The sequence below is a fragment of the Streptomyces sp. NPDC006265 genome, from assembly GCF_040613555.1.
Classification (GTDB): Bacteria; Actinomycetota; Actinomycetes; order Streptomycetales; family Streptomycetaceae; genus Streptomyces.
Genome location: NZ_JBEXSH010000822.1, coordinates 1 through 4,080, shown reverse-complemented (window position 1 = coordinate 4,080; position 4,080 = coordinate 1). Strand labels below are relative to the sequence as shown.

4 protein-coding genes and 1 pseudogene are annotated in these 4,080 nt (G+C 73.9%); all 5 read left to right on the top strand.

From position 1 onward, the window contains the following. Positions 1-130: pseudogene (locus ABZ281_RS40725) on the top strand (3-oxoadipyl-CoA thiolase); the annotation flags it as partial. Positions 131-268: 138 nt separating this feature from the next. Next, positions 269-1,042, top strand: coding sequence for a protocatechuate 3,4-dioxygenase subunit beta (gene pcaH / locus ABZ281_RS40720; RefSeq protein WP_356663010.1), 774 nt, complete (start codon positions 269-271; stop codon positions 1,040-1,042). A gap of 6 nt (positions 1,043-1,048) precedes the next feature. After that, complete coding sequence (pcaG, locus tag ABZ281_RS40715; RefSeq protein WP_356663009.1) at positions 1,049-1,654, top strand: protocatechuate 3,4-dioxygenase subunit alpha; 606 nt, start codon at positions 1,049-1,051, stop codon at positions 1,652-1,654. Next, positions 1,651-2,946 carry a 3-carboxy-cis,cis-muconate cycloisomerase gene (gene pcaB, locus ABZ281_RS40710; RefSeq protein ID WP_356663008.1) on the top strand — a complete coding sequence of 432 codons (1,296 nt, stop codon included), beginning with the start codon at positions 1,651-1,653 and terminating at the stop codon, positions 2,944-2,946. The genes pcaG and pcaB overlap by 4 nt, the downstream gene beginning before the upstream one ends. Next, positions 2,943-4,061, top strand: coding sequence for a 3-oxoadipate enol-lactonase (gene pcaD, locus ABZ281_RS40705; RefSeq protein ID WP_356663007.1), 1,119 nt, complete (start codon positions 2,943-2,945; stop codon positions 4,059-4,061). The genes pcaB and pcaD overlap by 4 nt, the downstream gene beginning before the upstream one ends. Positions 4,062-4,080: the final 19 nt, after the last annotated feature.

Below are 4,080 nucleotides of genomic sequence, written 5' to 3'. Positions count from 1 at the left end.
GCTGGGGGCGTCCGGGGCCCTGCTGGCCGGAACGGTCGCCCATCAACTCGCCCGGCGGGGCGGCGGCATCGGCGTCGCCACGCTTTGTATCGGGGTGGGCCAAGGCCTCGCCCTCGTCCTGGAACGGTAGCCCTTCTTCCGGCTGCGGGCCGCCGGTGGCCGGTCGCGCCCGCGCGGCGGAGCCGCATATCGACCCAGCCCCGCGCCCCTGCGGGGGCGCGATCCTCGCCCCCCGTCGACGAGAACGGTACGAACCTCAGGGACCCCCATGACTCTCACTCAGCACGACATCGACCAGGAGATCGCGGCCAAGCACGCCGCATACGAGAAGCGCCTGGCCGACGGCGGGCCCGTCGAGCACCAGCCGCGCCGCGACTACGCGCCGTACCGGTCCTCGGTGCTCCGGCACCCCAAGCAGCCGCCGGTCACCATCGACGTCGGCAAGGACCCGGAGCTGGTGGAGCTGTCCTCCCCCGCCTTCGGGGAGCGGGACATCACCGAGATCGACAACGACCTCACCCGGCAGCACGACGGCGAGCCGATCGGTGAGCGCATCACCGTCTCCGGACGGCTGCTCGACCGCGACGGACGGCCGGTGCGCGGCCAGCTCGTGGAGATCTGGCAGGCCAACTCGGCGGGCCGCTACGCCCACCAGCGCGAGCAGCACGACGCGCCCCTCGACCCCAACTTCACCGGCGTGGGCCGCACCCTCACCGACGCCGACGGCCACTACCGCTTCACCACCGTCCAGCCGGGCCCGTACCCGTGGCGCCAGCACGTCAACGCCTGGCGGCCGGCGCACATCCACTTCTCACTCTTCGGCTCGGCGTTCACCCAGCGGCTCGTGACGCAGATGTACTTCCCGAGCGACCCGCTGTTCCCCTACGACCCGATCATCCAGTCCGTGACGGACGACGCGGCCCGGCAGCGGCTGGTCGCGACCTACGACCACAGCCTGTCGGTGCCCGAGTTCTCGATGGGCTACCACTGGGACATCGTGCTGGACGGCCCACGGGCCACCTGGATCGAAGAAGGGCGCTGACCAGCCATGACGAAGATCGACACCAGCCGCCCGGACAGCGTGCTGCCCACCCCCTCGCACACCGTCGGCCCGTTCTACGGCCACGCCCTGCCGTTCCGCGGCGGCGAGGACATCGCACCCCTCGGGCACCCGGACACCGTCACCGTGCACGGCTACGTCACCGACGGCGAGGGCGACCCGCTGCCGGACGCCCTGATCGAACTGTGGGGTCCCGACCCCGAGGGCAACCTGCCGACCGCCGACGGCTCGATGCGGCGCGACCCGGCCTCCGGCGGCTTCCTCGGGCGCAACGGCGTGGAGTTCACCGGCTGGGGACGCGTTCAGACCGACGCGAACGGCCACTGGTACGCGCGGACGCTGCGGCCCGGTGCCCGGGGGCACAGCGCCCCGTACCTCAGCGTGTGCGTCTTCGCGCGCGGGCTGCTCGTGCACCTGTACACCCGCATCTACCTGCCGGGCGACGCCGCGGTGCTCGCCGCCGATCCGCTGCTGTCCGGGCTGGAGGACGCTCGCCGCGACACGCTGATCGCCGCCGAGGAGGGGGACGGCACGTACCGTTTCGACATCCGCCTTCAGGGCGAAGGCGAAACGGTCTTCCTGGAGTTCCAGTGACAGCTCACCCCGGCGACGCCGGCCTGCTCGCCCCCGGGTGGTCCGACTCCGCGGCCGCCTCCGCCACCGGTGACCACGCGTTCCTGCGGGCGCTGCTCGACGCGGAGGCCGCGCTGGCCCGGGCCCAGGCCGCCACGGGGCTCGCCCCGGCCGAAGCGGCGACGGCGGTCACCGGGGCGGCCGGCGCCGATACCTTCGACGTGCGGTCCCTCGCCGAGCGGGCGCGCACGGGCGGCAACCCCGTCATCCCCCTGGTCGCCGATCTGACGAAGGCCGTGGGCGACCCGCACAGTCCCTACGTCCACCGGGGCGCGACCAGCCAGGACATCATGGACACGGCGATGATGCTGGTCGCCGCCCGGACCCTCGACCCGGTCCTCGCCGACCTCGGCCGTACCGAACAGGCCCTGTCCCGGCTGGCCGCCGAGCACCGCGACACCGCGATGCCCGGGCGGACCCTCACCCAGCACGCCGTACCGACCACGTTCGGGCTGAAGGCGGCCGGATGGCGGTCGCTGGTGCTGGACGCGCGGGAGAGGGTGCGGGCCGTACGGGAGTCGCTGCCCGCGCAACTCGGGGGTGCGGCGGGCACGTTGGCGGCCTTCGGGGCGTACGGCGCGAGCGATCCGGCCGGGCTCCCGGAGGCGTACGCCCGGGAACTCGGGCTGCGGGCACCCGATCTGCCCTGGCACACCCTGCGGACGCCGATCGGCGATCTCGCCGGGTGTCTGGCCTTCGCGGCGGGCGCGCTCGGCAAGCTCGCCGTGGACGTCCTGACCCTGTCGCGCACCGAGATCGCCGAGGTCGCGGAGGGCAGTGGCGGAGGATCGTCCGCCATGCCGCACAAATCCAATCCCGTACGGTCCATCCTGATCGCCTCCGCCGCGCGGCGGGCACCGCAGCTCGCAGCAACGCTGTACGGGTCCATGGCCGCCGAGGACGAACGTCCGGCCGGGGCCTGGCACGCCGAGTGGGAGCCGCTGCGCGACCTCCTGCGGCTGGTCGGCGGGGCCGCCCGGGACGCCGCCGAACTGGCGGAGGGACTGCGGGTCAGGCCCGAGGCCATGCGCGCACACCTGGATCTCACGCACGGGTTGATCGTCTCCGAGCGGCTGTCCGCCGAGCTGGCCCCGTTGCTGGGCCGCGCCCGCGCCAAGGAGCTCCTCACCCGGCTGGCCTCCACGGGGCAACCGCTCAGCCAGGCACCGGAGTTGGCGGACGCCGATCTCGATCCCACCCACTACACGGGCTCCGCCGGGGTCCTCACCGACCGTGCTCTGGAGCGACGTTGACATTCCTGAACCACCACGCCGAAGGGCCCGCCACCGCTCCCCCGCTGCTGCTCGGCCCCTCGCTCGGCACGTCGTACGCGCTGTGGGACACCGTGGCGCCCGAGTTGTCGATCAGCCACCATGTGGTGCGCTGGGACCTGCCGGGGCACGGTGGTTCGGCGGCCGGTCTCATCGGGGCGGGCGCGACGGTCGGTGACCTCGCCGGGCTGGTGCTGGCGCTCGCCGACTCGCTCGGCATCGAGCGGTTCGCGTACGCGGGTGTGTCGCTGGGCGGGGCCGTCGGGCTGCATCTCGCGGTCCACCATCCGCAGCGGCTGTCGTCGCTCGCCGTGATCTGCTCGTCGGCGCACTTCAACGGGTCCAGGCCCTGGGAGGAGCGGGCCGCGCTGGTGCGGCGCGAGGGGCTCGCCGGGCTGGCGGAGAACGCCGACGCGCGCTGGTTCGCCGGTGACTTCACCGTGCCGCGCCTGGTTCAGGACCACCGGGACGCCGACCCGGAGGCGTACGCCGCCTGCTGCGACGCGCTCGCCGCGTTCGACCTGCGGGACCGGCTCGCGGAGATCGCCGTACCCACCCTGCTGGTCGCGGGCCGCGAGGATCCGGCGACGCCCCCCGCACATCTGCGGGAGATCGCCGACGCCGTGCCGCGCGCGACGCTCGTGGAGTTGCCGGGCGCCTCCCACCTGGCGCCCGCGCAGTGCCCGGAGGCGGTGCTGACCGCCCTGCGCGCCCACGTCGGTCAAGGGGCCTCACGAGGCATGGCCGTACGGCGGGAGGTGCTCGGCGACGCGCACGTCGACCGGGCGCAGGCCCGGCAGACACCGTTCACGGCCCGCTTCCAGGACTTCATCTCGCGCTACGCCTGGGGCGAGATCTGGACCGACCCGACCCTGTCCCGCCGCGAGCGCAGCATGATCACGCTCACCGCGCTGGTCGCGCACGGCCACTACGACGAACTGGCCATGCACGTCCGCGCGGCCCGCCGGGGCGGCCTCACCCCGGAGGATATCGGCGCGGTGCTGCTCCAGACTGCGGTGTACTGCGGGGTGCCGGCGGCGAACTCGGCGTTCGCGACGGCCCAGCGGGTGCTGGCGGAGGAGGACGGCACCTCATGACGGCGCGCGCATGACCGCG

Bases quoted from the DNA above. Each gene is read 5' to 3' on its own strand.
- pcaH (WP_356663010.1), top strand. From the start codon at position 269: ATGACTCTCACTCAGCACGACATCGACCAGGAGATCGCGGCCAAGCAC.
- pcaG (WP_356663009.1), top strand. From the start codon at position 1,049: ATGACGAAGATCGACACCAGCCGCCCGGACAGCGTGCTGCCCACCCCC.